This window comes from Nocardia sp. NPDC004260, assembly GCF_053603155.1.
This window is the reverse complement of record NZ_JBSGEZ010000014.1, coordinates 13,088-38,766: the sequence shown is the minus strand read 5'-3', so window position 1 is coordinate 38,766 and position 25,679 is coordinate 13,088. Positions and strand designations below refer to the sequence as shown.

The following is a 25,679-nucleotide window of genomic DNA, read 5'->3' as shown; positions in this document are numbered from 1 at the left end:
TCACCGTAGCACTCCGAATATGAGTGTTTCGGACAAAATATCGAGCGGTCTACGCATTGTCCGGCTCATGAGATGCCAATAGCTTTCTATTCATGACATCGACCGAAACCACCGCCACCATCGCCGTCTACGGCGCGACCGGACACACCGGCGGCTACCTGCTCGCCGAACTGCGTCGCCGCGGCGTCGACCCGATCCTGGTGGGCCGCAACGCCGATCGCGTCCGAGCCGCTGCCGATGCCGCGGACCTGCCTGGAGCTGACATCCGGGTAGCCGACCTGTCCGATCACACGGCTCTCGTCACCGCGTTCACCGGAGCGGATGTGGTGATCAGCAGCTTGCCCGCCTATGTCGAGCACGGCTCGGCGGTGCTGGCCGCCGCGATCGACGCGGGTGCGCACTACACCGACATGTCCGGCGAGCAGCTTTTCCTGAAGCGCGTGCTCGACGAGTTCGGACCGCGCGCGGCGGCGGCCGGCGTCACCGTGATCTCCGGCGTCACCGACAGCAACCTCCCCGGCGACCTGCTGGCACACCTCGTCACCCGCCGGGTGCCCGGGCCCGCCGAGGTGGTGCTGAGCCACCTGAGCAAGAGCGGCGGCAATGGTTCCAAAGGCAGCGCGAAGACGGTGCTCGCCAGTCTGGATTGGTTCCGCGGCGGCGGCTGGCACTACGCCGACGGCGAACTGCGCACCGGCGCGACGGCGCGCCGCGAGAAGATGACCTTCCCCGGTGACACCGAGCCGACCATCGTCGCCAAATTTCCGCAGCCCCCGGTCCTGACCATCCCGCGGCACTCGGACGTCTCCTACGTCGAGGGCGTCCTCGCCACCTCGATCCTCGACACACTCAGCGGGTTCACCGCCGAACTGATCGACACGCTGCCCGACGCGCCCGGCACGGACCTGCGCTACGACCTCGTCGTCGACGCGTTCGGCGCGGACGGGCGGCAGGTCCGCGGCGTGCTCAGCGGCGTCGACTCCTACCGCGATTCGGCGTTGATGGCGGTGGAGTCGGCGGTCCGCTTGGCCGACGGAGCCGCGGCGCCCGGTGCCCTCGCGCCGGCGGAGGCGTTCGACCCCGCCGATTTCCTGGACGCGCTCGCGCCTTTCGGTATCACCTGGCGTATCGAGGGAAGCTGAGCGTCGGCGAAGGATCGGGCATAGTCGAACGATGACCGACAATCGACCGCCGCTCGCCGTCGCACTCGATCTCGCGCCGCATCCCGAAGGCGGCTGGTACCGCCAAACCTGGCGCAGCCCGGTGGAATTCACACCGGAGGGTTATCCGGGCCCGCGCGCCGCCGCCACCGCGATCCATTTCCTGCTGTTGCCGGGCGAGCGGTCCGCCCCGCACACGGTGCGCTCCGACGAGCTGTGGCTCTGGCACCGCGGCGGACCGCTGGCGCTGGAGATCGGCGGCGAGGAGGTGATCCTCGGCCCCGAGCTGGAACACGGTCAGGCGCTCCAAGCCGTGGTGCCGGGCGGGGTCAGCCAGTCGGCGCGGCCGGCGACTGCGGAATACGTGCTGGTCAGCTGCATCGTCGCGCCGGGATTCGACTTCGCGGATTTCCGGCTGGACTGACCGGGCTCAGCGCACCGGCACGGCGGCGAATCGCTCGAGTTCGTGCGGATCGTGCGCGCAGAACATCCGCACCCGGTCGCCGTGGTCGGCGTGCAGCGTGCGCAGCCGTTCCAGGTTCTCCACCCGCTCTCGTCCGAGCGTGCTCGCGAACATCTCGAATACGCCGAGGCCGACCGGAGGACGCGCCTTCCCCGCCGACAGCTGCCGGTGGTGGAAATAGGCGTCGCCGCAGTGCAGCAACCATCCGTCGCTCTGCCGGACCGCGACGCCGCTGTGCCCGCGCGTGTGGCCGACCAGCGGGATCAGCATGATGTCCTCGAGCACCGGGACGGCGGTGAAGCCGAACCAGGTGTCCGCGCCGGTCTCGTGGGCCAGCCAGCGGGGGCCGTGTTCCCATTGGCGCGGCTGATACCGCAGCTTCTCCCCGAGGGTGGGGCGCTGGGTCGCCGCGTCGAGTTCGTCGGCGAAGACGTGCACGGTGGCGTCGGGGAAGTCGGACAGCCCGCCCGCGTGATCGAGATCGAGATGGGTGAGCACGATGTGCCGGACGTCCTCGCGCCGATAGCCCAGCCCGCGGATCTGGTGCAGCGCGGTGAGTTCGGGGCGCAACCGGGGACGCAGCAACCGCGAGGTACCGAAACCGAGCCTGCCCCGGTCGAGCACGTCGGCCATGCCGAAGCCCGTGTCCACCAGCACCAGCCCGTCGTCGGACTCGACGAGCAGGCAATGGCCGACCAGCCCGCCGGTCAGCAGACCACCGCTGCCGAGCAGCGCTCGTCCGCCGACCGGGCACATGGTCGCGCAGTCCAGATGCCGCACCAGCATCGCGGAAACTCCCTCCTGCGGCGCCGAATCGGACTGATCCGTTTCGGCACGAAGGTCTCTTTTGTTCCCGTCAACGTAGTCGGAGCACGACTCGGCCGCGACAGCGCGGTCACCGCCGCGGTGATCGGCGGGCGAATCGATCGCCGCCCGCCGATCCCGAACAGCCTGATCACTCAGGAATTTCGAGCACGCCCTCGTCCACGGCCCAGGCGATGGTGCGCTCGAGATCCGGACACGAGTCCGGGCGACCCGGCCCGTGACCGGTCGCGCTCAGTGCGGCGAAAACCGGGCAGTGCTCGGCCGGGTTGCCGGTCCACTGCACCGATGTCTGGTGGGTGCTGCTCTTGCGCACCAGCACCTGACTCCGGCAGGCCCGGCACCGCAGGGGCGTCAGGCCGTCCTCCAGATACCGCTGCCTGTCGACCACCGTCTGGGCGCGCACTTCGGCTCGCCGAGCGGGCTGATCGGCGAAATCGGGTGCCTTCGCCCAGGTGGCCGCCATCAGACGCTCGCCTCGGCTTCCTCGGACTCGCGCTTGCGCCGCAGGTTCTCGGCGACCTCGGCTTCCCACGCCTCGTTCGCCTTGGTGGTGTCCACCTCGAACTCGAAGCGCTGGGTCATCTTCTCGGTGACGTCGGCCAGGTCGACGTAGAACTGGTCGTACCAGCGACGCAGCTGGTAGACCGGCCCGTCCTCCTCGCACAGCAGCGGGTTCTCGACCTTGGACTTGTGCTTCCAGATCTCGACGTCCTGCAGGAAGCCGACGCTGATGCCCTCGGTCATCTTCTCGGCCAGCTTGGTCGCCATCTCGCCCTCGACGCCCTTGGGCTTCTCCAGCGTGATGCCCCATTGCAGGACGAAGGAGTCCTGCGTGACCGGGTAGTGACAGTTGATCAGGACGCTCTTGACCTCGTAACCGCTGTAGATGTTGATCAGCGGGTTGATCATGTACGAGGGCCCGAAGTACGAGGCCTCGGACTTCAGCAGCGTGTCACCGCCGTACTTGGAGGCCATGCCGATGTCCGGCCTGCCCTTGGTCTCCAGGAACTGGGTGGCGATGTGACCCTCGAAGACGTTCTTGAAGTACGTCGGGAAGGCGAAATGGATGTAGAAGAAGTGGGCCATGTCGACCACGTTGTCGATGATCTCGCGGCAGTTGGCGCCCTCGATCAGCATCGAATTCCAGGTCCAGTCGGTCCACCCGCTGTCGAGTTGCTCGCTGGGGTTGCCGTCGGCGTCGGTGTAGGGGCCCTTGATGTGCGGGATCGTGACCTCGGGCGGCGGCTGGCTGCCCTCGTGGTCGTGCCAGACGAACAGCTGGCCGTTGCGCTCCAGCGTGGTCCACTTCCTGGTGCGCGCCAGCGGCGGCACCCGCCGCGCGTACGGAATCGCGGTGCACTTGCCGTTGGTCCCCGACCAGCGCCAGTCGTGGAACGGACAGGCGATGTCGTCGCCCTTGACCTCACCCATGCTCAGGTCGCCGCCCATGTGCCTGCAGTAGGCGTCGAGCACCCGCAGTTCACCGCTGCTGTCGGCCCAGACGACGAGCTTGGTGCCGAAAACGTTCACCGCGTGCGGCTTGCCGTCCCGGAACGTCTTGGCCAGACCCAGGCAATGCCATCCCCGCGCATAGCGGGTCGGTACGGTGCCGACATCCAGCTCCCGGACCTTCGCACCGCCGCCCTGTGGGGTAACTGCCATCGCGATTCCTCCTCCATCTGTACTAGAACACGTTACAAAACTGGCGTCCTTGACGCCAGCGATTCACCTCACTTCCTGCATGAGCGCATGTCCACGCGGGGGTGAACACCGGTTCTCGACATAAATAGGAACGTGTTCTAGTCTCAGAGACAAATGAGATTCCGGACATCAACCGACCAGGCAGGAGCAGGTCCCGAGATGACGCAAGAAGTGACCGAACGGGTCGAAGCGCTGTTGCCGACGTTGCGTGAACGCGCACAGGAGGCCGAGGACCTGCGGCGCATCCCCGACGAAAGCATGAAGGCGTTGCAGGAGACCGGCTTCTTCCGGTTGCTCCAGCCCAAGCAGTGGGGCGGTCACGCCGCCGATCCGGTGGTCTTCTACGACACCGTGCGCAAGATCGCCGGCGCGTGCGGCTCCACCGGCTGGGTGGCCGGCATTGTCGGCGTGCACAACTGGCACCTCGCGCTGTTCGCGCAGCAGGCGCAGGAGGACGTCTGGGGCGAGGACACCGAAGTGCGGATCTCCTCCTCCTACGCGCCCATGGGCGCGGGCACGGTCGTCGACGGCGGCTACCTCGTCAACGGCGCGTGGGCCTGGTCGTCCGGCTGCGATCACGCCACCTGGGCGGTGCTCGGCGGCCCGGTGATCAAGGACGGCAAGCCGGTGGACTTCGGCAGCTTCCTCATCCCGCGCGACGACTACCGCATCGATGACGTGTGGAACGTGGTCGGCCTGCGCGGCACCGGCTCCAACACCGTCGTGGTGAAGGACGTCTTCGTGCCCTCGCACCGGTTCCTCAGCTTCCGTGCCATGAGCGAACTGAAATCGCCCGGTCTGGAGCAGAATACCGATCCGGTCTACAAGATGCCTTGGGGCACAATCCATCCCACCACCATCTCCACCCCGATCGTGGGCATGGCCTACGGCGCCTACGCGGCGCACGTCGAACACCAGGGCAAGCGGGTGCGCGCGGCCTACGCGGGCGAGAAGGCTAAGGAGGACCCGTTCGCCAAGGTGCGCATCGCGGAGGCCGCCAGCGACATCGACGCCGCGTGGCGGCAGCTGTCGGGCAACGTCGCCGACGAGTACGCACTGCTGGCGGCGGGCAAGGAGATCCCGTTCGACCTGCGCGTGCGGGCGCGGCGCGACCAGGTGCGCGCCACCGGCCGCTCGATCGCCGCGATCGACAAGCTGTTCGAGAGCTCCGGCGCCACCGCGCTGGCCAATGGCACACCGCTGCAACGCTTCTGGCGTGACGCGCACGCGGGCCGGGTGCACGCGGCCAACGATCCCGAGCGCGCCTACCTGATGTACGGCACGCACGAGTTCGGCCTGCCCGTCACCGACGGCATGGTCTAGGAGGACGACCGTGACCTCTACCGCGGAACTCACCGCCGAATCGACCTCGCGCTACGCGCAGGTGCGGCCCGATCTGCGGCTGCACTACCACGAGGCGGGCGTCGGGAACGAGCCGACGATCGTCCTGCTGCACGGCGGCGGGCCTGGCGCGTCCTCGTGGTCGAACTTCGCGCGCAACATCCCGGTGCTGGCCGAGCACTTCCACGTGATCGCGGTCGACCAGCCGGGCTACGGCCGCTCGGACAAGCCCACCGAGCATCCGCAGTACTTCGTGCACAGCGCGTCGGCGCTGAAGGACCTGCTCGACCACCTGGAGATCACGTCGCGAGTGCACCTGCTGGGCAACTCGCTCGGCGGCGGCGCCGCGGTCCGGTTCGCACTCGACTACCCGGACCGGGCCGGAAAGCTGATCCTGATGGGGCCGGGCGGGCTGAGCACCAACCTGTTCGCGCCCGACCCCACCGAGGGCGTGAAGCTGCTCTCGAAATTCAATTTCGAGCCGACCAGGCAGAACCTGGAGGCGTTCCTGCGCATCATGGTCTTCGACCAGTCGCTCATCACCGAGGAGCTGATCGAGGAGCGGTTCGCCTCGGCGAGCACGCCCGAGGCGCTGGCCGCGACCAGGGCGATGGGCAAGTCGTTCGCCGGCGCGGACTTCGAGAAGGGCATGCTCTGGCGCGACGCCTACCAACTGCGTCAGCCCGTGCTGCTGATCTGGGGCCGGGAGGACCGGGTCAACCCGCTCGACGGCGCGCTGTTGGCGACCAAGGTGATCCCGCGCGCGCAGCTGCACGTCTTCGGTGGCTGCGGGCACTGGGCACAGCTGGAGAAGTTCCACGAATTCAACCGGCTCGCGATCGATTTCCTCGCGGGCGTCAAGGAGAAGTGATGGGCATCCGCTCACTGGGATATCTGCGTATCGAGGCGACCGACATGGCCGCCTGGCGGGAGTACGGCCTGAAGGTCCTCGGCATGGTCGAGGGCAAGGGCACCGACCCCGAAGCGCTGTACTTGCGCATGGACGAGTTCCCGGCCCGGCTGGTGATCGTTCCCGGCGAGAAGGACCGGCTACAGGTCTCGGGCTGGGAGACCGCGAACGCCGAGGAGTTGCAGGACGTCCGCAACCGACTCGACGCGGCGGGCGTGCCCTACAAGGAGGGCACGGCCACCGAGCTGGCCGATCGCCGGGTGTACGAGCTGATCAAGTTCGACGACCCGTCCGGCAACACGCTCGAGGCTTTCCACGGCGCGGCGCTGGAGCATCGCCGGGTCGTCAGTCCATACGGGCACCGGTTCGTCACCGAGGAGCAGGGGCTCGGGCACGTGGTGCTCAGCACCAAGGACGACAAAGCGGCGCTGGAGTTCTACCGCGACGTGCTGGGCTTCCGGCTGCGCGACTCCATGCGGCTGCCACCGCAGATGGTCGGTCGCCCGGCCGACGGCGAGCCCGCCTGGCTGCGCTTCTTCGGCTGCAATCCGCGCCACCACTCGCTGGCGTTCCTGCCCATGCCGACGCCGAGCGGCATTGTGCATCTGATGCTCGAGGTGGAGAACGCCGACGACGTCGGCCTGACCCTGGACCGCGCGCTGCGCAAGAAGGTCAAGATGTCGGCGACGCTCGGACGGCACGTCAACGACAAGATGCTCTCCTTCTACATGAAGACGCCGGGCGGATTCGACGTCGAATTCGGCTGCGAGGGCTTGGAAGTGGACGACCACGACTGGATCGCGCGAGAATCGACCGCGGTGAGCCTGTGGGGCCACGACTTCACCGTGGGGCAACGGCAGCAGTGACCGAGAGGGCGAGCGAAGCGATGACCGCGGACGGATCCGAGATCGATCCACGGCAGTTCCGGAATGTGCTGGGGCAGTTCTGCACCGGCATCACCGTGATCACCACCTTCGACGACGACGGAGTGCCGATCGGCTTCGCGTGCCAGTCTTTCGCCGCCCTCTCCCTCGAACCGCCGCTGGTGCTGTTCTGCCCCACCAAGGCGTCCCGGTCCTGGGCGGCGATCGAGAAATCCGGGCACTTCTGCGTGAACGTCCTCGCCGAACAGCAGCGCGAACTGTGCGCCCGCTTCGGCTCCCGCGAACCCGACAAGTTCGCCGGCGCGGCGTGGCACACCTCCGACCTGGAACTCCCGGTCCTGGACGAAGCGCTGGCCACCATCGAGTGCAAGGTGGACAACGTCATCGACGGCGGCGACCACTACATCGTGATCGGCCGGGTCCAAGTCCTGTCCGAAACGACCACCACCGGCCGCCCCCTGCTGTTCTACCGGGGCCAGTACACCGCCATCGAACCGGAGAAGACCACCCCGGCCCCGTGGCGCGCCGACCTGGAGCATTTCCTTACGACGACCACGCTGGATACCTGGTTGTAGGGGCGCGAGCCGAGGGGGTAACGCCGTAGCTCCCCGCGCTACAGCGGGCTACGATGACGTTATGAAGGTGATCACTCAGCGCGAGTTCCGCAACCACTCAGCGGCGGTCATGGATGCGGTCGAGGCCGGGGAGACCTTCCGCGTAACCCGAAATGGGGTCGAGGTCGCCGAAGTGCGGCCGGTCAGCCGAAAGCGCCGCCTGACGACGGAAGAACTCGTTGAACGGCATCGCAAACTACCGCGTGTCGACTTCGCCCGCATGCGGCAAGAGGCCGACGAATTCTTCGGAACGGAAGATCGAGTCGGCGACGACGATGCGTGGGGATCGCGTTCATGACCCAGCGGCATGCGTCGGGCGTATTGGACACCTGCGCCTACATCGACCTGGGCACGCTGGATCCCGCTTCTTTGCCTCAGTTGTGTGAGATAACGGCGATCACGTTAGCCGAATTGCACCAAGGTGTCGCCATGGCGAAAGACACTGTCACTCGAGCCGCGCGATCCGAGCAACTCGGTGCCGCCATCGTGGATTTTGATCCGCTGCCCTTCGACGAGGACGCCGCGACACGCTACGGCACCCTGGTAGCACTCACCCTGGCAGCGAAACGCGACCCGCGGCCCCGCCGGATGGATTTGCTCATCGCGGCAATCGCGTCAGCACGTGGACTACCGCTCTACACCCGCAATAGCGCGGATTTCCGCGGGCTGGAAAGCATGCTCGAGATCGTCGCGGTATAGCGCATAAAGCGCTCGACCTCGATCAGCCGCCCTTACTCCACGAGTGGTGTATGAGCGCGGCGAAACTCGCGTTCACCGCTCTCGCTGGTCAGTATTTGTAGAAACCCTCGCCGGTGGCGATGCCGAGCTTGCCCTTGTCGATGTAGTTCTCCTTCAACCACTGGGCCAGCCGTTGGGAGTCCTCGTCCTCGTTGTTGACGAGGATGTTGTATGGCGTGGTCAGTCCGATGATGTCGAGGATGCGGAACGGACCGGCCGGCGCCCCGGTGCCGATCTGCCAGGTCTTGTCCACCGCTTCGGGATCGGCGTAGCCGCCCTCCGCCAGGCTCATGCCCGCGTTGAGCAACGGCACCAGCAGCGAGTTCAGCACGTAACCGGCTTTCTCCTTGTGGATTTCGATCGGCACCATGCCGATCTCCGAGGCGAAGTCGACCACGGCCTGGTACACCGTCGGGTCGGTGTCGGCGGTGCCCATGATCTCGGCGGTGTTGAAGTGCCACACCTGATTCGCGAAATGCAGCGCGAGGAACCGGTCCGGGCGGCCGGTGAAGTCTTTCATGGCGCTCGGCAGCAGGGTGGAGGAGTTGGTGGCGAAGATGGTGCGCTCCGGTGCGACCTGGCCGAGCTTCTCGTAGGTCTGCTGCTTGACGGTCAGCACCTCGGGAATGGCCTCGATGACCAGGTCCGCGTCCTGCACCGCTCGAGCCAGATCGGAACTGAGCGTGATGCCCGCCGCCGTCTGCTCCGCCTTGCCGTCCTCGCCGCCGGGTACCTGCTCGCGGTAGACCGCCGCGAGTTTGTCGAACCGCTCCCTGGCCGCGGCCAGCGCTTTGTCGTCGATGTCGTAGGCCGTCACCTCGAAACCGCGAAAGGCGGTCTGAAAGGCGATTTGGGAACCGAGCACCCCGGTGCCCAGAACGGTCACCTTGCGAATGTCGATGGTCATTCGTTCTCCTCTCGACGGTTGCGACGCAGACCGCGACGATCCGAGTGGCCTCGCGATCATCGCCGCCACGGGTTCAACCTACCGGGGCAGCGATCCCACACCCGACCTGCTTCGCGAGTGGCACATGAGCGCGGCGAAACCCGAGATACCCACACGCTCATGTGCCACTCGTGAAGTGCTCAATGCCGCCGGGTGAACGTGCGCCCCGGCGCTGGACCCAGCGAACCGAGGCGCGGCCGCCGCGACAAAGGAGAATAATGAGGTCGAGCGAGTCGTCCGGGCGTTCTGGAGGTTCTGCCACGCCCAGCTCGACACCGTGGTGTACGAAGCGCCGCAGATCGCGGCCCGCGGGAACCACGCTGGAAGCGAGGAGCGATGATCACAGCCGAGACGATCGGACGGATACGCCGGATGGACGGTGACGGCATTCCCGTCGTATCGATGTACGCGCACGTTCCGGTGGATCCGGGCGAGCGCTCGGGGCTGCTGAGCCGGGTGAACAGCATGGCGGACGGGGTCAACCCGGTGGTGAAGGGCAAGTCGTCGGACCATGCGGCCAGGCTGTCGGTCCGCGACGACCTGGACCGGATGCGCGAAACCGTCCAGTCGGACAACTGGCAGCCGGGCGCGGTCGCGATGTTCGCCTGCGGCGGCAAGAACATGTTCGAGGCGGTGCAACTTCCGCACGCCGTTCACGACCGAGTCGTAGTGGACGCGGTGGCCTGGACCCGGCCGCTGCTGGCCGTGCTCGAGGAATACGCCCGCTGCTGCGTGGCGGTGGTGGACCGGGCGACCGCGGCGGTGTGGGAGCTGTTCGCCGATGAGATCGAGGAGGCGCGCCAGATCCGGGATCCCGCGCTGCGCGATCCCAACTACGCGGCGAACCGGCTCGAGAACAAGGTGCACCACAAGGCGGACGAGCTGCTCAAGAAGCATTACCGGCATACGGCGGCCAAGGTGGCGGAGATGTTCGCCGAGGACGATTACGACCTGCTCGCGGTGGGTGGCCATCGCGACGAGATACCGCGCTTCGTGGACACCCTGCCGCGCGAACTCCGGGAGCGCGTCGCGGGCACGTTCACCATCGACACGGGCTCGGTGACGGTCGGTGAGGTGAAACAGGACGCGACCGAGATCGTGACGCATTACGAGCGGGACGTCGATGTCCGCCGGGTGGGTGAGGTGCTGGAGCGAATCGCCACCGGCAACCCGGCCGTCGTGGACGTCGCGAACTGCCTGCGGGCCGCTACCGCCAAGGCGGTGGACACCCTGCTCATCCAGGACGGCGCGATGGTCAACGGGGTGGTCTGCGACAGCTGCGGTTGGCTGGGCCTGTCCGGCGACGAGTGCCCTGTGTCCGGCGACCGGCTTCGGCCGACCGAGGACATCCTGGACGAACTCGCCCAGAGCGTCATCGACGAGAGCGGCTCCGTCCGGCACGTCAAGGCCGACACCGAACTGAAGAAACACCTGGCCGGGGCAGTACTCCGCTTCCCCCTCCCGCCGTTGCCGTAGCCGCGGGGTTGTGCGGCACGGCGGACCTGAGCGCCGTAAAGATGGGGCCGCGAACGGTGGCTTCGTTCGCGGCCCGCTGCGTTCGACCGCTCAGGCGGAGACGGTTGCCTTCTCTCGTTGCAGTTCCAGCGCGATGTCGATGAGCTAGGTAGCCGGGTAGCATATCGGCGGCGTGACCCTTCCGCCGTCCACAGCCTGTCACGCTGCACTGGGCTTCTGACAATCGATAGGCCTAGCAGGGTTCGCCGCCTCCCTCCGCTGGACCGCACGTCGAAGTAGGCCGACCGACGCCACCTGGCCGACAACGGGACTGGGCTCGGTGGTCAGTTCACATAGTTTTCTGGGCGGATGGGGTGGCATCGAATCTGCCCGCTTCGTCGAGTACGTCACCGAGTGCCCCACCGGAGCGCCGACGACGGCGACCGGCGTGCTCGCGACACCGGCCGGAACACCTCCCCCGGGCGGTTGGCCGATCGTCGCATGGGAGCACGGGACCAGCGAGCTCGGCGCGACGTGCGGGATCAGCACGAACCCGCGCTACGACGTGCCCATCGTCCAGCGGCTGCTGGAGGGGTACGCGGTCGTCGCGCCGGACTATGTCGGCCTCGGCGCCGGCGCGGCCACCACGCATCCCTATCTCCAGTCGCGCACCGAGGCCACGGCGACCGTCGACCTCGTCCGCGCCGCCCGCCACGTCGACGCCGCGCTCGCGCCCAGGTGGGCGGTGACGGGTGTATCGCAGGGCGGGCACGCCGCACTCAACACGGGCGGCATCGCCGACATCTACGCACCCGAACTCGAATTCCGTGGCACCGCGGCGCTCGCGCCACCGTCGAACATCGAGGAAGTTCTCGCACTCGCCGGACCGTATGTGCCGGACGTCCCGGCTTCGAAGGCTCCTCCGCCCTGCTCGCCGCCATGCTGAACGGGATGCGACTCGCCGCACCCGACACGGTGACGGCCGCACTTACACCCGTAGGTGCGGACGTGCCCGCTCGAATCGACCAGCGGTGCCAGCGGGAGTGGCGTGCGGCGGTCCAGGGCATCTCGATCGGATCGGTGCTCCGACGGCCTGTGGCGGGCAGCCCACTGGCCGACGCCCTCGCCCGCTACCTGGCGGTACCGACCTCGGGGTATCGCGGCCCGGTGTTCGTCGCGCACGGCACCACCGACAACGTTGTTCCGATCGCGCTCACTCGGTTGTTGCTCACGCAATACACGCTCGCCGGAACGAAATACGAATTCCACAACTACGAGACCGATCACGAAGGGATCGTCGGCGCCGCCTAGCCGGACGTGCTTTCCTTTGTCGCCGCGGTTCTCAGTTCCGCGTGATCGACTCACTCGACCGCCCTATCGCGCAGTCGAACGGGGCCGCGAACGTCCGTTCGCAACCCCGATGCGTCCGCCCGGTCAGGCGGAGACGGTCACCTTCTCCCGTTGCAGTTCCAGCGCGATGTCGATGAGCTGGTCTTCCTGGCCGCCGACCAGCTTGCGCTTGCCCGCGCGCACGAGCATCTCGGCGGCCGAGACGCCGTAGCGCTCGGCTTGGCGTTCGGCGTGCTCGAGGAAGCTGGAGTAGACGCCCGCGTAGCCCATCATCAGGGCCTGGCGATCCAGCGCACAGCTACCTGTTCCCGACGATTTGACCGTCGCCTGAACGAACCCGCGTGCTCGAGTCCCGTGGACACCTCGCCGGTGATCCGCGCCAGCGCTATGGACAACTCCAAAAAATCTTGAGATCGATGGAACCGAGCCCGGGTTTGAAGCGTCGAAACCTAACAGACAGAAGAGATCTCGGACTTCAAGTGAGGAACACACGATGAATCGTCTGCACGAGGCCGTCGCCGCTCGGTCGATCTTACGCACCTCGACAACCCCCGCTCCAGCGGTGGTAGCACGCGCCGGAGCCGTGCCCAACTCGGGGATCAGCCGCCGCATCAAACCAGCACCCCGCGACGGCATCGGAAGGATAGGCATTCGTCGACGATGGCGCCCCCTGGCGATGTCGGCGATGGCGATTGCCTGCTGCGTCGCTGGCCAGGTCGCACTCCCCGCTGTCGCAGAGGCTACGCCTCCGCTATGTCTCGACTATCAGCTGAAGACCGAGCATGGAACTCTCAAATCTGAAATTAGGCCATATAATGGCGATCCGATCGGCTACTACACGTGGTGGTGGTTCATCAACGACTTAAGCCACCGACCTGGTGAATACGAGTGGCATTTATTCGTCAATAAGTCGCCGATAAGCAAAATACAAAAATCAGAGAAGGACGACATGCTGCATTTTGGACAGGCGCGTTACCGTAACGGCAAGAACATCTGGAAGAGCGGCGACGTGCTGCATGTGGACGGCCTCCATACGGCGCCGGATGGCACCGTCTACATCACACCGCTCAACGAATGCATCGTCCCGTGACAGCCGTGGCAGGATACAGGACGTGGACATAGATGACGCCGTCCGAGGCGCAAGGCTACTCGCTTCCGACATCGAAACTTCGCTCGGATTTGCGGTACATGTAGAAACCGGAACTTCCGATAAATGGCGCAGGTTCGCCGAACGGACCGGGCGCCCCGAGCCGAAGGCTCTGGTGCGCATTGCTGTGCCTGATGCCGGCACTGCCGCGGCCCTCGACCCCACCGAACCGGGTAGCGCGACCGCAGAGGAGTTCGCGATGGAACTGGCTCTGATTCTCCAGGACGATATCCAGATCCATATTCGGGAGCCGTGGCCCAAGGACCCAACCACGAGTGGGCGGTCGTTGGAACCGACCGAACGCGGTTGGCAAAGTCTCGCGGACAAGGCGTATCTCGTCCGGTACGGACAATTAGGACACTCCGCTGATTAGGACGAGCCGCACGCCGACGGTGCCACCGACACATAATTCGGTGTTCTGGGCGGATCGGGCCGCGAACGGTGGCTTCGTTCGCGGCCCGCTGCGTTCGACCACTCAGGCGGAGACGGTCGCCTTCTCCCGTTGCAGTTCCAGCGCGATGTCGATGAGCTGGTCTTCCTGGCCGCCGACCAGCTTGCGCTTGCCCGCGCGCACGAGCATCTCGGCGGCCGAGACGCCGTAGCGCTCGGCTTGGCGTTCGGCGTGCTTGAGGAAGCTGGAGTAGACGCCCGCGTAGCCCATCATCAGGGCTTGACGGTCGAGCAGGCATTCCTGCGGCATGGCGGGGCGGACGACGTCTTCGGCGGCGTCGGCGATGGCAAAGAAATCGATGCCTGTCTTCACCCCCAGTTTGTCGCACACGCCGACCAGCGCCTCGACCGGCGTATTGCCCGCGCCCGCGCCGAAACGCCGTGCGCTGCCGTCGATCTGCTTGGCGCCCGCGCGGATGGCGTAGATCGAGTTGGCCACGGCCAAGTCGAGGTTCTCGTGCCCGTGGAAGCCGACCTGCGCGTCGTCGCCGAGTTCGGCCACCAGCGCCGCGACGCGGTCGGAAACCTGCTCGAGCACCAGCGCACCGGCCGAGTCGACGATGTAGACGCACTGGCAGCCCGCGTCGGCCATGATGCGCGCCTGCTTGGCGAGCACCTCCGGCGGCTGGGTGTGCGACATCATCAGGAACCCGACCGTCTCCAGTCCGAGTTCCCGCGCCAGGCCGAAGTGCTGGATCGAGACGTCGGCCTCGGTGCAGTGCGTGGCGATCCGGCAGATGGACGCGCCGTTGTCCTGAGAGATCTTGATGTCTTCCTTCACCCCGACGCCGGGCAGCATCAGCACGGCGATCTTCGCCCGCTTCGCCGTCTCGGCCGCGATGGTGACCAGTTCCTGCTCCGGCGTCTTGGAGAAGCCGTAGTTGAACGACGAACCGCCGAGGCCGTCGCCGTGGGTCACCTCGATCACCGGCACGCCCGCGCCGTCCAGCGCGGCGACGATGTCGCGGACCTCGGTGGCGGTGAACTGGTGGCGCTTGTGGTGGGATCCGTCGCGCAGCGAGGTGTCGGTGACGCGGATGTCGAGTTCTGCTGAGTAGGCCATGTCGAAAGCTCCTTACACCCGGGCCGTGACGATCTGCTCGGCGATGACCTCGCCGACCTGCGTAGCGGCGGCGGTCATGATGTCGAGGTTGCCCGCGTACGGGGGCAGGAAGTCACCCGCGCCCTCCACCTCGACGAACACCGACACCTTGGCCATGCCACCGGAGACCACCGAAGGCTCGTCGAACTGCGGCTCGTTGAGCAGTCGGTAGCCGGGCACGTACTGCTGGATGTCGGCGACCATCCGGTGGATCGAGTCGGCGATCGCGTCGGTGTCGGCGTCGTCGGGGATGGCGCAGAAGATGGTGTCGCGCATGATCATCGGCGGCTCGGCCGGATTGAGGATGATGATGGCCTTGCCGCGCTGCGCCCCGCCGATGGTCTCGACGCCGCGACTGGTGGTCTTGGTGAACTCGTCGATGTTCGCACGGGTGCCGGGGCCCGCGGAGACCGACGATACCGACGCGACGATCTCCGCGTACGGCACCGGGACGACCCGCGACACCGCGGCGACGATCGGGATCGTCGCCTGGCCGCCGCAGGTGATCATGTTGACGTTCGGCGCGTCGATATTCGCGCCCAGGTTCACCGGCGGCACGACGGCGGGGCCGACGGCGGCGGGGGTGAGGTCGACGGCGCGGATGCCCGCTTCGGCGTAGCGCGGGGCGGCGGCGCGGTGCACGTACGCCGAGGTCGCCTCGAAGATCAGGTCGGGCAGTTCGGATTGCCCGAGCAGCCAGTCCACGCCTTCGTGCGAGGTTTCCAGCCCGAGCCCGCGCGCCCGCTTCAGCCCCTCGCTGTCCGGGTCGATTCCGATCATCCAACGCGGCTGGATCTTCTGCGAGCGCAGCAGTTTGTAGAGCAGATCGGTGCTGATGTTGCCGGACCCGACGATCGCGGCGGTGACGGTCCCGTTGGACACGACAGCCTCCCTAGGTGAATTGCAAACGGACAGAGCCGAGTCCGGCGAACTCGGCGTGGAAGTCATCGCCCGGACGGGCGTCGATGGCGCGGGTGCACGAGCCGGGCAGCACGATGTCACCGGCCTTCAACCGGACGCCGAAGCTCGCGACCTTGCGCGCCAGCCAGGCCACCGCGATCACCGGATCGCCCAGCACGGCGTCGCTGCGGCCCTCGGCGACCACCTCGCCGCTGCGGGTGAGCACCGCGTCGATGGCCTTGATGTCGATGTCCTTCGGCGCGACACGCTGCGCGCCGAGCACGAAGCCCGCCGAAGACGCGTTGTCGGAGATGGTGTCGGCCAGGCCGATGTTCCAGTCCTTGATCCGCGAGTCGATCAACTCGATCGCGGGCGCGAAGGCGACCGTGGCGGCGAGCACGTCCTCTTCGGTGCACTCCGCGCCGGGCAGGTCGGCGCCGAGCACGAACCCGACCTCCACCTCGACCCTGGGGAACAGGTACCGGCCCGCTTCGACCGGAACGTCCTCGTACACTTCCATTTCCGCGAGCAGATGCCCGTAGTCGGGCTCGTCCACGCCCATCATCTGCTGCATGGCCTTCGAGGACAGGCCCACCTTGTGCCCGACCACGCGCGCGCCCGCGTCGAGCCTGCGGCGGATGTTGATCAGCTGGATCTCGTAGGCGTCGACCACGTCGATGTCGGGGTGGCGGGCGATCAGCGGATCGATCGCCACCCGGTCGCGCTCGGCGCGCTCGAGTTCGTCGGCCAGTTCGGTTCGTACCGCGTCGGACAGCACGCTAATTTCCTTCCACTGTTACGTTTTCCAGCGCCGAGACCTGCTCGCTCGCGGCGGACCGCCCCGCCCTGCGGCCGGAGAAGACGCAGTCGGCCAGCGACAACCCGCTGACGTAGGACTTGGAGCAGACGCCGACCGCGGTGCGCCCGGCCGCGAAGAGCCCGGGGATGTCGGCGCCCTCGGCCGTCTTGACCGCGCCGGTGCGCTCGTCCACGACGACGCCGCCGAGGGTGAGCATGGGGCACGGGTTGGCCAGGCTCGGTTTGATGCCCACATCCAACAACCAGAACGGGCCGGTGCGGACCGGTTCGGTGAACTCGGCGGGTTTCCCGACCGGATCGGGGGCGCCGGTCTCGATCGCGGTGTTGTGCGCGTCGACCGTCGCGCGCAGCCCGGCCGGGTCGATGCCCGCCTTCGCCGCGGCTTCCTCCAGCGTCGCGCCGCGAATCGCGGTGCGCCGCATGGTCTCGAACTGCCCGCGCTGGAACCAGGCTCCTTGCTTGCCGATCTGCCCGATCGCGGCGCGCATCAGCGGGTTGTCGGCCAGCAGCCACCCCTTGCCGCCGTGCTCGGTGATCAGCTTGTTACCGACCGCGGCGCCGTAGCGCGTCTCGTCGATCACCCGCCTGCCATCGGCGTCCACCAGCAGCGCCGCGGTGAACGCGCTGGGCGGGAGCAGGAATCGCCACGCGGAGACGTTGTCCATGTGATCCACGGCCGCGCCGACCTGCTCGGCCATCAGGATGCCGCTGCCGTCGTCGGCGGTGGTGCCGAGGGCGAGACCGCCGTGGAAGGTGGGCGCGTACTGTCGCACCAACTCGCGATTGGCGATGAAACCGCCCGCGCTGAGCACCACTGCGCGCCGGGCGAGCACCCGGATCGTGCTGCCGTACCGGCGTTCCAGCCGGTCCAGCCGCTGTTCCAGCGCCCGTCGCAGCGGCGGGTAGTAGATGCCGGGCTTGGCCGCGACGTTCGCCATGCGGGTGTAGCGGTCGCGGACCCGGCCAGGCGCGTCGCGCAGGGTGTGGCACTCGACGCCGATCACCGCGCCCGCGCCGTCGGTGATCAATCCGGTCACCCGGGTGAGGGGCTCCACGCGCACGCCCGCCCTGGACGCGGCGGCGGCGAGCGGGCCGGTGAGCTTCTTTCCCGAAGTGCCCCTTCCCTTCACCCGGTGTCCGCGCTGGGCGGCCGGGATGTCGCGGAACGCGCCGGAGATCTCGCTGCCGGAGTAGTACAGGTAGTAGTGGTCGTTGGGGTAGGAAGTCTTGTACGGGCACAGCGAGGCTTCGAACGGAACGCCGTGCGCCTTCAGCCACTCGATCAGTTCCGGGCTCTCGTCGACGAACCGGCGCAACGTCTCGGGGGCGACCGCGTCGCCGACCTCGCGCTCGAGGTAGGCGTACATGGCCTCCGGGGTGTCCTCTACCCCGGCCTCCCGTTGCACGGAGGTGCCGCCGCCCGCGTAGATGATGCCGCCCGAGAGCGCCGACGTGCCGCCTCCGGCGAAGCGTTCGAGCACGAGCACCTGCGCGCCCGCCTCGGTCGCTTCCAGCGCGGCCGCCGCCCCCGCGGCGCCGTATCCGACCACGACAACGTCGGTGGCCAGGTCCCATTCGAGGCCCATGTTCTTAACTCCGGTCTGAAACTGAAACAAGTTTCCTCGACAAACAGAACGTCGAGCAAGTCTTCTGCCACACAACATAGACCAATGGCGCGTCCATTCTATAACGTGTTCTACATGACTGATCGGGAATACGACGTGGTGGTGGTCGGCAGCGGCGCCGCCGGCATGACCGCCGCCCTCACCGCGGCCCACAACGGCCTGAGCGTGGTGGTCATCGAGAAGGCCGCGCACTACGGCGGGTCGACCGCGCGCTCCGGCGGCGGCGTGTGGATCCCGGGCAACAAGGCGCTGCGCGCGTCCGGTCGGCCCGACGACCGCGAGGACGCACGGACCTACCTGCACAGCATCATCGGCGACGTCGTCCCCTCCGAACGGGTCGACACCTTCATCGATCGCGGGGCCGAAGCGCTGGACTTCGTGCTCGATCACTCGCCCCTGAAGATGACGTGGGTGCCCGGCTACTCCGACTACCATCCCGAAGCGCCGGGCGGGCGGCCCGAGGGGCGCTCGTGCGAGCCCAAGCCGTTCGACACGAAGATCCTCGGCGACGAGCGGTTCAACCTGGAGCCGCCGTACGCGAAGGCTCCGCTGAACGTAGTGGTCATGCAGGCCGACTTCGTCCGGCTCAATCTGATTCGGCGGCATCCGAAGGGCATGCTCCGGGCGATGCGCGTCGGCGCGCGCACCTACTGGGCCAAGTTCACCCGCAAACACATCGTCGGCATGGGGCAGGCCATCATCGCGGGCATGCGCAAGGGGCTCATGGACGCGAACGTGCCGCTGTTGCTGAACACCCCGATGACCGACCTCGTGGTGACGAACGGCGTCGTCACCGGCGTCAACGCGCTGCACGACGGCGAGCCGGTCACCTTCACCGCCCGCTACGGCGTCGTCCTCGGCAGCGGCGGTTTCGAGCACAACGCGGAAATGCGCACCAAATACCAGCGCCAGCCCATCACCACCGAGTGGACCACCGGCGCGGCCGCCAATACCGGCGACGGCATCCAAGCGGGCATGGCGGCGGGCGCGGCCATCGGTTTCATGGAGGACGCCTGGTGGGGGCCGACCATCTTCAAGGGCGGCAAACCGTGGTTCGCGCTGGCCGAACGGAACCTGCCCGGCAGCATCATGGTGAACGCCGACGGCAAGCGATTCGGAAATGAGTCCGCTCCTTACGTCGAGGCAGTGCACACCATGTACGGCGGCGAGTACGGGCAGGGCGAGGGGCCGGGCGAGAACATCCCCGCGTGGCTGGTGTTCGACCAGCGCTATCGGAACCGCTACATCTTCGCCGGGCTACAGCCCGGTCAGCGTTTTCCGTCCCGGTGGATGGAAAACGACTTCATCGTCAAGGCCGACAGCATCGAGGAATTGGCACGCAAGATCGACGTGCCCGCCGACGAGTTGGCCGCGACCGTCACCCGCTTCAACGGCTTCGCCGAGACCGGGAAGGACGAGGACTTCGGCCGCGGCGACAGCCATTACGACCGGTACTACGGCGATCCGACCGTGCGGCCCAACCCGTGCCTGGCCGCGCTGGTGGAGGGCCCGTACTACGCCGCCAAGATCGTGCCGGGCGATCTGGGCACCAAGGGCGGACTGGTGGCCGACACCGCCGGGCGGGTGCTGCGCGAGGACGGCAGCGTCATCGAGGGGTTGTATGCCTCCGGCAACTGCTCCACACCGGTGATGGGCCACACCTATGCCGGGCCCGGCGCCACCATCGGCCCCGCGATCGCCTTCGGCTACCTCGCGGTGCTGGACATCGTCGAGCGCAAGAAGGAGCAGCCCGCAGTCGCCGCGGTAGAGGCCTGACGAAGGATGAGAACGAGATGCGGGGCGCGGGCGAGCACGAGCCACACCGCGACTCGCCCATCCCACCGACCGGACGGCGCACTGGCGAGCCGCGGTCGCGCTGAGCAGGATCGAACCGAAGGCGCATCTATTTCCGGCGCGGCCTCGGGCGCGGCGCGGTAGATCCGGATCGATCCACATTCATGCACAAGGAGAACTGATGCCCATCGACCCGAAGATCGCGCTCGGCGCGGAGCTCCCGAGCCGGGAGTTCGCCTGGACCCCGTCGGACGTGCAGCTCTATCAACTGGGCCTCGGCGCGGGCACGCGCTGGACCGAGCCTGCCGAGTTGCGCTATCTCGACGATCGGGAACCCCAGGTGCTGCCGACCTTCGCCACCGTCGCGGCCACCGTGCACGAGACCGAGCCGCCCAGGGTGAGCTTCCCCGGCGTCGAGATCGATCTGGCGAAGGTGGTGCACGGTCATCAGGAGGTCGAGGTGCACCGGCCGATCCCGGCCGCGGGCAAGGCGACCAAGGTCAGCCGGATCGCCGAGATCTGGGACAAGGGCTCGGCCGCGGTCATCGTGCAGGAGCACACCGTCACCGGCTCCGACGGAGCGCCGCTGTGGACCGAGCGCTCCTCGATCTTCGCCAAAGGCGAGGGCGGCTTCGGCGGCGAGCGCGGACCGAGCACCAAGAGCGAACTGCCCGATCGCGCCCCGGATTTCGACGTCACCACGCCGACGCTGCCGCAGCAGGCGCTGCTCTACCGGATGTCCGGCGACCGCAACCCGCTGCACTCCGACCCCGAATTCGCCCGCGCCGCCGGGTTTCCCGCGCCCATCCTGCACGGGTTGTGCACCTACGGCATCGTCTGCAAGACCGCGACCGACATCGTGCTCGACTCCGACGCGAGCCGCGTCACCGGTTTCCGCGCCCGGTTCGCCGGGGTGCTCTACCCGGGCGAGACGATCCGCACCCGGATCTGGCGCCAGGACGACGAACTCACCATCGCCGCCACCGTGGTCGAACGCGACGAGGCAGCGGTCCTCGGCGACGTCAAGCTGCGATTCCGGCCCGCCTGAGACCTCCACGCCTGGGGGCACCTCACGTTGTCTGCGAAGTCGAACTCATGAGGAGTTCTGCAGAAAGCGTGACACTCCTCGGTGGGTCCTTCGGGTGGCGGGTCGGTCGGCGTCCCGGCCTGCGGGCTGCGGTGTGTCGGCGCGTCAGACTGCACCCGACGCCGGAAGTTCGCGATCGCCGCGCCCCCGCCGGGCCGCGGCGCCCTGGATCACCAGCGCGTACAACAGCAGCACGAGCACCGGCGCGGCCAGCGGCGCCCACGCCAGGCGCAGCGGGACGAGGGCGGCGACGACCGCGACCGCCGCGAAGCCGACCGCCCCGGTCACCGACGGGATCGTGGTGGGCACCACTCCGTGCGGCGCGGTAACGGTCGCGGCGTTGAGCAGATAGGTCGTGGCCACCAATCCCGTCGCCGCGGAGGCGAGCACACCCGCGTCGGCGATGGCCAGCACGGCGAGCGCGAGCAGCACCGCGCACACCGCCAGCGGCCGCAGCCACCAGCCGAGGGCGACGAAGACCAGGGCGGGAATGCCTATCCACGGCTCCAGCAGCGCCACCGACGCCACCAGCAGCACCCCGGAGAGAACGGCGAGGAATCTGGTCATCGGCGCACCCGTACGGTCCTGCGGTGCTCCGGCAGCACCCGCATGATCTGGTCCAGGCGCGCGTCTTCCGGCCACGCGACGATGTCGACGCCGACGGTGCCCATGTCCCGGTACATCGCCGCGCGTTCGAGCTGCCACATCTTGGCCAGGATCGGGTCGAGGTCCTCCTGGAACGGCGTGCCGCGCAGGACGTCCACCACGACCACCACGTGCCCGCGCTTGCGGAGATCGATCAGCGCGAGCGCGAACTGGGTGTCCAGCAGGGTGGAGAAGGCCACCACGATCGCGCCGAGCGGCACGGCGGAGTGCGGCGCGAGGGTGCCGGTGGTCGGGATGTGTTCGTCGCCCACGTCGAGCACGGTGTCCACGATGCGGTAGAACTGGCGCCGCCCGATGTCCGGCCGCAGCCAGCGCGGCGCCTGTCCCAAGCAGACCACCGCGGTCCGGTCGCCCGCCTGCAAGGTCGACTGCACCACCTGCGCCGCGCCGCGCACCGACAGCTCCAGCGAATCGGTGGCCGGTCCCGGCGCTTGCTGCGAGGTGTCCACCAGCACAACGACGTCCGCCGAACGATTGGTCAGCCGCTCGGTGACGTACAGCCGCCCGCGCCGCGCGCTCACCGGCCAGTTCACGATGCGCAACTGGTCGCCGGGGGCGTAGGCGCGGATGTCCGCGTACTCGACGCCGGGACCGTGCCTGCGGGTCAGGTGGGTGCCGAGCCGCTCGGGAAGTTCGGTGCGCGGCAGCCGCATTCGCTGCGGATCGGTGATCGGGTACACGAACAGCTGCCCCGCGGGCAGCACCGCGGTGGCGACGGCGAGCCCGGCGGGGCTCAGCGCCGAGACCCGCACCGACATCGGGTAGCGTCCCCACCTGGCCGCCGAGAGCGCGAGCCGCAACCCGGCGGGCGCGATTCCGGAATCGCTGGCCTCCTCGACCTGGATCTCCAGGCCGGCCGAACTCTCCGGCTTCAGGCGCAGCAGCGCGTGCCCTTTCTCCACGAAGGCGGCGACGGTCAGCGTCACTTCCTCGGTCTCGAAACAGCGCAGCGTGCCGCCGCCGTCGACCTGGATCCTGGTCGAGGACTGCTGCCACGGCGCGGTGGCCAGCACGCCGAGCAGCGGCGCGGCGAACACGAGCAGTTGCCACCGGCCGAGGGCCACCGCGAGCACCAGGGCCGCGGCGGCGCACCCCGCGAGCATGAAGACCAGCGGTGCGGGTCGCCACCGCAATTCGGCGTCGACCGCGGAGCTGGCGTCGCGGTGCCTCATGTCACGGTGGCGCGCGGTACCGGCAGACGGCGCAGCAGTTCGGTGATCACGTCCTCGCCGCGGATGCGGCGCACCCACATCTCCGGCCGCAGCGTGATCCGGTGCGCCATGGCCGGGATCGCCAGCGCCTTGACGTCTTCGGGAATCACGTAGTCGCGGCCGAGCAGCAGAGCCCGCGCCCGGGACATCTGCACCAGGTCCAGTTCCGCGCGAGGGCTGGCGCCGACCTCGACCTGAGGGTGCCCTCGGGTCGCCGACGCCAGCGCGACGACATAGCTCACCACGTCGGGGTGCACGGTCACGTACTCGACGGATTGCCGCATCTCCAGCAAACCGTTGGCGTCGACGACCTGGTTGACCTGCTGCACCTGCGCCCCGCGCTCCAGCCTGCGGCGGATCATCTGCGTCTCGTCGTGCTCGGACAGGTAGCCCAGCCGCAGCTGGATGGCGAAGCGGTCGAGCTGCGCTTCCGGCAGCGGGTAGGTGCCCTCGTACTCGATCGGGTTGTCGGTGGCCAGCACGATGAACGGTTGCGGCAGCAGGAACGTCTCGCCGTCGATGCTGACCTGTCCCTCCGCCATCGCCTCCAGCAGCGCGGCCTGTGTCTTCGGCGGTGTGCGGTTCACCTCGTCGGCCAGCAGCACGTTGGTGAACACCGGCCCGCGACGGAAGGTGAACCGGCCCGAGGACATGTCGTAGATCGTCGACCCGAGCAGATCCGCGGGCAGCAGGTCCGGGGTGAACTGCACCCGGGTGAACTGCAACCCGAGCGCGGCCGCGAACGATCTCGCGATGAGCGTCTTGCCGAGGCCGGGTAAGTCCTCGATCAGCACATGCCCACCGGACAGCACCGCGATCATGATCAACTGCAACTCGTCCTGCTTGCCGACCACGACCCGGGACAACTCCCGGAGCACGGCCTCGCTGCGCTGGATGGTCACGTCCATCGGCATGGTCATGTGTGTACCCGCACTTGCCTCAACCCATTTCACATTCTCTGCAGGCGGCTCAGGATCTCGTCCAGCGCCGCACGTCCCGGTGCCCTGCCGGCTTGATCACGAAGGGCCGAATTGGCCGGGTCCACCCAGCGCCAGAGTTCCGGCCCGAACTGGTGGACACCCGCCGCCTCGACCGCTCTGCGGTTCTTCGCCACCCGCTGGCCGCTGGACAGCTCGAACTCCTTGGCCAGCAGAGGACGCAGGTGCCGGTCCCAATCGGCACGACTGCCGTCCGCCCGGTCGGCGAGCATCTCCGCCCTGGCGTGCCAGCGCTGCAACATCTCGGCCGGGCCGTTCTCCATGTCGTCGAACTCGTCGGCGTCGCCGGCCTCGGCGCGCTCGAGCAGCGACCAGATCAGCCAGTTCAGCGCCACCGCGACCGGGATGCCCGCGACGATCAGCAGCAGCCCGCGGGCGCGCTCGACGGCGACCAGCTCGGTCACCGCGATGACGATCACCCCGGTGATCACCACGGCCATCCGATTCACGCGATGTCCTTTCTCACCCGGCCGGTCACGCGGGGACCTCCCCTTGCAGATCGGCGAGCACGATGCGCAGCAGCTGCTCGGCGCGCATGCGCTGCCATTCGAGCATGGCGTGCGGGCTGAACCTGGCCTCCTCGAACAGGGCGACCAGTTCGCGGGCGGACGCGTCGTGCAGCGCGCCGCGTTCGAACGCGCGGGCCAGCACTTCCATCGGGGTGTCCGAGGCGAGCGGAGCGGCGGCGCGGTCGGAGGCGAGGCCGCGCTCCATCGCGACGTAGCAGGCGATGATCGCGGTGCGCGGGTCCTGGCCCGGGGCGTTCATCGCGGCCAAGCCCATCTCGGCCGCGCGGGCCAGCGAGTCGGTCACGGTGGGCGCCTGCGCGACCGCGGGCGCCTGCGCCGGGACGGGCTTGCGCCGGGACGACACCGCGACCACGACCAAACCGCTCATCGCCACCGTCACCAGGCCCGCGGCCGCGATTCCGGCCAGCACCAGCGCCGTTCCGGTCAACTCCGCGGACCTGGGCTCGCGTTCGGCGGGCGGCGGGGGCCTCTGCTCCGGCGCGGCGCCCGTGGTGGTTGCGGGGGTCGCCGGGCGCGCGGGTTCGCTCGGCCTGCCCGCGCCGATGAAGTAGATCGCCGTCACGGCCGCGAACAGCACGCCGAGCAGCGCGAGTGCACCGAGCACTGCCAGGCCCACGCGCCCCAGCCGCCACTGCTTGCGCTCGTCCGCGCGTTCGGGCTCCGGCATGGCCAGCGGCAACCGGTGCTGGCTCGCGATGACGCCCGCCAACAGGATGACGATAGACACGGTCAGCAACACGGGCATCAGAGCGACCGACAACGCCGACGGGACCGGCCTGCGCGACTCGCTCTCCGTGATTCCTGGGATGTATCCGTGCAAGGCGATGGCGGCAAAAGCCAGCAGCGTGATCAGCACGATCACGCGCGATATCGGCGCTCGCGCCCTGGCCACTGCGTTACCACCAAATCTGAGTACTCCACAAAACAGCCACATAGTTACATGCCGGGCGGTCCGCTCGGGAT

At 68.1% G+C, this 25,679-nt stretch carries 28 protein-coding genes and 1 pseudogene; 15 read left to right on the top strand and 14 right to left on the bottom strand.

Features of this window, described 5'->3' with window-relative positions; all coding sequences use genetic code 11:
- Positions 1-92: 92 nt before the first annotated feature.
- Both ACWEO7_RS10815 and ACWEO7_RS10810 read left to right on the top strand, forming a co-directional pair.
- On the top strand, positions 93-1,142 hold the full coding sequence (locus tag ACWEO7_RS10815) for a saccharopine dehydrogenase NADP-binding domain-containing protein (protein WP_452422593.1): 1,050 nt from the start codon (positions 93-95) through the stop codon (positions 1,140-1,142).
- A 31-nt stretch (positions 1,143-1,173) separates the two neighbouring features.
- On the top strand, positions 1,174-1,584 hold the full coding sequence (locus ACWEO7_RS10810; RefSeq protein ID WP_450019844.1) for a cupin domain-containing protein: 411 nt from the start codon (positions 1,174-1,176) through the stop codon (positions 1,582-1,584).
- A 6-nt stretch (positions 1,585-1,590) separates the two neighbouring features.
- Here ACWEO7_RS10810 and ACWEO7_RS10805 read toward each other — a convergent pair whose 3' ends face one another.
- From ACWEO7_RS10805 to ACWEO7_RS10795, 3 genes are all read right to left on the bottom strand, one after another.
- Positions 1,591-2,409 (bottom strand): MBL fold metallo-hydrolase, encoded by an 819-nt coding sequence (locus ACWEO7_RS10805; protein ID WP_452422591.1) that lies wholly within the window; start codon positions 2,407-2,409, stop codon positions 1,591-1,593.
- A gap of 169 nt (positions 2,410-2,578) precedes the next feature.
- Complete coding sequence (locus tag ACWEO7_RS10800) at positions 2,579-2,911, bottom strand: hypothetical protein (protein WP_452422589.1); 333 nt, start codon at positions 2,909-2,911, stop codon at positions 2,579-2,581.
- Positions 2,911-4,110, bottom strand: a complete 1,200-nt coding sequence (locus tag ACWEO7_RS10795) for a Rieske 2Fe-2S domain-containing protein (protein WP_452422587.1) — start codon at positions 4,108-4,110, stop codon at positions 2,911-2,913. The genes ACWEO7_RS10800 and ACWEO7_RS10795 overlap by 1 nt, the downstream gene beginning before the upstream one ends.
- A 198-nt stretch (positions 4,111-4,308) precedes the next feature.
- Here ACWEO7_RS10795 and hsaA point away from each other — a divergent pair, with 198 nt between their 5' ends.
- The 6 genes from hsaA (at position 4,309) to ACWEO7_RS10765 (ending at position 8,597) form a co-directional block, all read left to right on the top strand.
- Positions 4,309-5,472 carry a 3-hydroxy-9,10-secoandrosta-1,3,5(10)-triene-9,17-dione monooxygenase oxygenase subunit gene (hsaA, locus tag ACWEO7_RS10790; protein WP_355076804.1) on the top strand — a complete coding sequence of 388 codons (1,164 nt, stop codon included), beginning with the start codon at positions 4,309-4,311 and terminating at the stop codon, positions 5,470-5,472.
- A 10-nt stretch (positions 5,473-5,482) separates the two neighbouring features.
- Complete coding sequence (gene hsaD, locus ACWEO7_RS10785) at positions 5,483-6,361, top strand: 4,5:9,10-diseco-3-hydroxy-5,9,17-trioxoandrosta-1(10),2-diene-4-oate hydrolase (RefSeq protein ID WP_452422585.1); 879 nt, start codon at positions 5,483-5,485, stop codon at positions 6,359-6,361.
- Positions 6,361-7,266: an iron-dependent extradiol dioxygenase HsaC gene (gene hsaC, locus ACWEO7_RS10780; protein ID WP_356963595.1), complete on the top strand. Its 906-nt coding sequence runs from the start codon at positions 6,361-6,363 to the stop codon at positions 7,264-7,266. The genes hsaD and hsaC overlap by 1 nt, the downstream gene beginning before the upstream one ends.
- A gap of 20 nt (positions 7,267-7,286) precedes the next feature.
- The gene (gene hsaB, locus ACWEO7_RS10775) at positions 7,287-7,859 is read left to right on the top strand and encodes a 3-hydroxy-9,10-secoandrosta-1,3,5(10)-triene-9,17-dione monooxygenase reductase subunit (RefSeq protein ID WP_452422583.1); all 573 of its coding nucleotides are present in this window, start codon (positions 7,287-7,289) and stop codon (positions 7,857-7,859) included.
- A 61-nt stretch (positions 7,860-7,920) separates the two neighbouring features.
- Positions 7,921-8,196, top strand: a complete 276-nt coding sequence (locus ACWEO7_RS10770) for a type II toxin-antitoxin system Phd/YefM family antitoxin (RefSeq protein ID WP_281877072.1) — start codon at positions 7,921-7,923, stop codon at positions 8,194-8,196.
- Entirely contained in the window at positions 8,193-8,597 is a 405-nt protein-coding gene (locus ACWEO7_RS10765) for a type II toxin-antitoxin system VapC family toxin (protein ID WP_452422581.1), read from the top strand. Before ACWEO7_RS10770 ends, ACWEO7_RS10765 begins: the two co-directional genes overlap by 4 nt.
- Before the next feature lie 88 nt (positions 8,598-8,685).
- Here ACWEO7_RS10765 and ACWEO7_RS10760 read toward each other — a convergent pair whose 3' ends face one another.
- On the bottom strand, positions 8,686-9,543 hold the full coding sequence (locus ACWEO7_RS10760) for a 3-hydroxyacyl-CoA dehydrogenase (protein WP_452422579.1): 858 nt from the start codon (positions 9,541-9,543) through the stop codon (positions 8,686-8,688).
- A gap of 375 nt (positions 9,544-9,918) precedes the next feature.
- Between ACWEO7_RS10760 and ACWEO7_RS10755 the strand changes: the two genes are divergently transcribed.
- The 3 genes from ACWEO7_RS10755 to ACWEO7_RS10745 all read left to right on the top strand — a co-directional run bounded on the left by ACWEO7_RS10755 (position 9,919) and on the right by ACWEO7_RS10745 (position 12,348).
- Positions 9,919-11,058, top strand: coding sequence for a baeRF10 domain-containing protein (locus ACWEO7_RS10755; RefSeq protein WP_452422577.1), 1,140 nt, complete (start codon positions 9,919-9,921; stop codon positions 11,056-11,058).
- A gap of 319 nt (positions 11,059-11,377) precedes the next feature.
- Positions 11,378-11,983: a lipase family protein gene (locus ACWEO7_RS10750; RefSeq protein ID WP_452422575.1), complete on the top strand. Its 606-nt coding sequence runs from the start codon at positions 11,378-11,380 to the stop codon at positions 11,981-11,983.
- A 62-nt stretch (positions 11,984-12,045) separates the two neighbouring features.
- Positions 12,046-12,348 carry a hypothetical protein gene (locus ACWEO7_RS10745; protein WP_452422573.1) on the top strand — a complete coding sequence of 101 codons (303 nt, stop codon included), beginning with the start codon at positions 12,046-12,048 and terminating at the stop codon, positions 12,346-12,348.
- Positions 12,349-12,471: 123 nt separating this feature from the next.
- Here ACWEO7_RS10745 and ACWEO7_RS10740 read toward each other — a convergent pair.
- Positions 12,472-12,684, bottom strand: a pseudogene (locus tag ACWEO7_RS10740) (4-hydroxy-2-oxovalerate aldolase); the annotation flags it as partial.
- A gap of 196 nt (positions 12,685-12,880) precedes the next feature.
- On the opposite strand from ACWEO7_RS10740, the gene ACWEO7_RS10735 reads away from it, so the two are divergent.
- Both ACWEO7_RS10735 and ACWEO7_RS10730 read left to right on the top strand, forming a co-directional pair.
- Complete coding sequence (locus ACWEO7_RS10735) at positions 12,881-13,477, top strand: hypothetical protein (RefSeq protein WP_452422572.1); 597 nt, start codon at positions 12,881-12,883, stop codon at positions 13,475-13,477.
- Between the two features lie 22 nt (positions 13,478-13,499).
- On the top strand, positions 13,500-13,907 hold the full coding sequence (locus ACWEO7_RS10730; RefSeq protein WP_452422571.1) for a hypothetical protein: 408 nt from the start codon (positions 13,500-13,502) through the stop codon (positions 13,905-13,907).
- Between the two features lie 102 nt (positions 13,908-14,009).
- On the opposite strand, the gene dmpG is transcribed toward ACWEO7_RS10730, so the two are convergent.
- From dmpG to ACWEO7_RS10710, 4 genes are read right to left on the bottom strand one after another with little or no spacing between them, the layout of a single operon-like run.
- A complete protein-coding gene (dmpG, locus tag ACWEO7_RS10725) occupies positions 14,010-15,047 on the bottom strand; it encodes a 4-hydroxy-2-oxovalerate aldolase (protein ID WP_397074366.1) in 1,038 nt (345 codons plus the stop codon).
- Between the two features lie 12 nt (positions 15,048-15,059).
- On the bottom strand, positions 15,060-15,968 hold the full coding sequence (locus ACWEO7_RS10720) for an acetaldehyde dehydrogenase (acetylating) (RefSeq protein ID WP_063022250.1): 909 nt from the start codon (positions 15,966-15,968) through the stop codon (positions 15,060-15,062).
- A 10-nt stretch (positions 15,969-15,978) separates the two neighbouring features.
- Complete coding sequence (locus tag ACWEO7_RS10715) at positions 15,979-16,764, bottom strand: 2-keto-4-pentenoate hydratase (RefSeq protein ID WP_452422568.1); 786 nt, start codon at positions 16,762-16,764, stop codon at positions 15,979-15,981.
- Position 16,765: 1 nt separating this feature from the next.
- Positions 16,766-18,391 carry an FAD-binding protein gene (locus tag ACWEO7_RS10710; RefSeq protein ID WP_452422567.1) on the bottom strand — a complete coding sequence of 542 codons (1,626 nt, stop codon included), beginning with the start codon at positions 18,389-18,391 and terminating at the stop codon, positions 16,766-16,768.
- A 105-nt stretch (positions 18,392-18,496) separates the two neighbouring features.
- Between ACWEO7_RS10710 and kstD the strand changes: the two genes are divergently transcribed.
- Positions 18,497-20,206, top strand: a complete 1,710-nt coding sequence (gene kstD, locus ACWEO7_RS10705; protein ID WP_452422565.1) for a 3-oxosteroid 1-dehydrogenase — start codon at positions 18,497-18,499, stop codon at positions 20,204-20,206.
- 199 nt (positions 20,207-20,405) lie between these two features.
- Positions 20,406-21,272 (top strand): MaoC/PaaZ C-terminal domain-containing protein, encoded by an 867-nt coding sequence (locus ACWEO7_RS10700; RefSeq protein WP_452422563.1) that lies wholly within the window; start codon positions 20,406-20,408, stop codon positions 21,270-21,272.
- 144 nt (positions 21,273-21,416) lie between these two features.
- Here the strand turns inward: ACWEO7_RS10700 and ACWEO7_RS10695 are convergent, their stop codons facing one another.
- The 5 genes from ACWEO7_RS10695 to ACWEO7_RS10675 are packed head-to-tail and all read right to left on the bottom strand — an operon-like array spanning position 21,417 to position 25,578.
- Positions 21,417-21,878 carry a hypothetical protein gene (locus ACWEO7_RS10695; protein WP_450019813.1) on the bottom strand — a complete coding sequence of 154 codons (462 nt, stop codon included), beginning with the start codon at positions 21,876-21,878 and terminating at the stop codon, positions 21,417-21,419.
- Positions 21,875-23,149 carry a DUF58 domain-containing protein gene (locus ACWEO7_RS10690; RefSeq protein WP_452422561.1) on the bottom strand — a complete coding sequence of 425 codons (1,275 nt, stop codon included), beginning with the start codon at positions 23,147-23,149 and terminating at the stop codon, positions 21,875-21,877. The genes ACWEO7_RS10695 and ACWEO7_RS10690 overlap by 4 nt, the downstream gene beginning before the upstream one ends.
- A complete protein-coding gene (locus ACWEO7_RS10685) occupies positions 23,146-24,108 on the bottom strand; it encodes an AAA family ATPase (protein ID WP_452422559.1) in 963 nt (320 codons plus the stop codon). The genes ACWEO7_RS10690 and ACWEO7_RS10685 overlap by 4 nt, the downstream gene beginning before the upstream one ends.
- A gap of 29 nt (positions 24,109-24,137) precedes the next feature.
- Positions 24,138-24,626 (bottom strand): hypothetical protein, encoded by a 489-nt coding sequence (locus ACWEO7_RS10680; RefSeq protein ID WP_452422738.1) that lies wholly within the window; start codon positions 24,624-24,626, stop codon positions 24,138-24,140.
- A 34-nt stretch (positions 24,627-24,660) separates the two neighbouring features.
- Positions 24,661-25,578, bottom strand: coding sequence for a DUF4129 domain-containing protein (locus tag ACWEO7_RS10675; protein WP_452422557.1), 918 nt, complete (start codon positions 25,576-25,578; stop codon positions 24,661-24,663).
- Positions 25,579-25,679 lie beyond the last annotated feature (101 nt).